Genomic DNA, 1,223 nt, shown 5'->3' with positions numbered 1-1,223 from the left:
CGTGATGAACAACCGAAAGGAGGCCCCTTGGACGAAATATGGACACCAGGAAGAACATTAAGGCCACTTCGTCGGTCAAGGCCGATTTGAACGCCATCCAGAAGGATTTGGGCATCAAAACCGAGAGCCAGGCTATCGCCTACCTCACGGCCATGTATCGGGCGATGAAGGAACGGAAAATTAGCCTTGCCGATCATCAGGAGTTTTTGAAGGCATCGGAGGAAGCAAACAGACAGGCATCACTATAACGTATACGACATCCAGGGAACTGCGCGACCGGCCGACGCCGATCCGCGCCGGGCTCGTATACGAATTAGCCAAGCGCCGGCAAAGAATCGCATACATAAACGAGCTGCAGCTGGCGAGATCCGGAAGGAGAATGTATACATGGGATATGGAATGCCGAAGGATGCGGCGGAAACGACAATCCGCGTACCTCACGTTTTAAAGGATGATTTGAACGCTCTGAAGGATAAATTGTACGCTAGTACGCCGCATGAGGCCGTTCGGCGGCTGATTGAGTACAGGGAGAAGGCCGAATCTGAAAAGATGAAGGCTAAGGCCTACCAGGACGCGAACATGCTGGACGTTGGCCAGGATGCGAAAGTGATCTTTCAGCAGCTTAAGGACGAGCTTGGGTTGCGGACGGACGGCGCGGTGATCGGATTTCTGGCAAATTGTTACTGGGGACAGCTGCAAATCCCTGTATCGGCCTTTGAGGTGTACAAGCAGCTGCGGAAGGACGGAAAATGACGGATTTCTGCTGATTTTTCGGTAAATGGCCTGACGGCCGCCGAGCCCTCCGGGGCTCTTTTTTTATCGATGTAACGTAATGTAGTAATGTAATTTGTAATGTAGTAATGTAATGTAAAATGTAATTGTAATATTTTGTGTAATGGTGTATAATGGAAATATCAAAAGGAGGAATGGAACATGGCAGCATTGACGAAAGAGGAGATTTTTGCGGCGGCGGACGCCATCGCGAGGGAGGGGCGGCAACCGCGTGTTGCGGATGTACATAAGGCGCTAGGGCGCGGCAGCTACACGACGATAACGGACGCCATGCGCGATTGGCGCGAGGTCAACAAGCCGGCGGCGTCCACGGCCCCGGAGTCAGCGCCGGAAGCCATCAGCGGCCGCCTGACGGCGCTGGGTGATGAGTTGTGGGCGCTGGCTCGTCAGACGGCTCAGGCCGAGTTGCAAAAAGAGCGGGAGGCGCTGGA

At 53.8% G+C, this 1,223-nt stretch carries 3 protein-coding genes; all 3 read left to right on the top strand.

Going from position 1 to position 1,223, the window contains the following annotated elements; genetic code table 11:
- The first annotated feature begins 38 nt into the window (after nucleotides 1-38).
- Nucleotides 39-248 (top strand): hypothetical protein, encoded by a 210-nt coding sequence (locus tag KIH86_RS04025; RefSeq protein WP_223088671.1) that lies wholly within the window; start codon nucleotides 39-41, stop codon nucleotides 246-248.
- 139 nt (nucleotides 249-387) lie between these two features.
- Nucleotides 388-753 (top strand): hypothetical protein, encoded by a 366-nt coding sequence (locus KIH86_RS04020; protein ID WP_223088672.1) that lies wholly within the window; start codon nucleotides 388-390, stop codon nucleotides 751-753.
- 180 nt (nucleotides 754-933) lie between these two features.
- On the top strand, nucleotides 934-1,223 hold a 290-nt coding region (locus KIH86_RS04015), incomplete at its 3' end, for a DNA-binding protein (RefSeq protein ID WP_223110316.1).

Source organism: Paenibacillus sinensis (assembly GCF_019904155.1).
In the GTDB taxonomy this organism is placed as follows: domain Bacteria; phylum Bacillota; class Bacilli; order Paenibacillales; family Paenibacillaceae; genus Paenibacillus_AQ; species Paenibacillus_AQ sinensis.
The sequence above is the reverse complement of the archived record's forward strand: the minus strand, read 5'-3'. Positions and strand labels throughout refer to the sequence as shown.

Coding starts and splice junctions, on each gene's coding strand:
- KIH86_RS04025 (WP_223088671.1), top strand. CDS start 39: ATGGACACCAGGAAGAACATTAAGGCCACTTCGTCGGTCAAGGCCGAT.
- KIH86_RS04020 (WP_223088672.1), top strand. CDS start 388: ATGGGATATGGAATGCCGAAGGATGCGGCGGAAACGACAATCCGCGTA.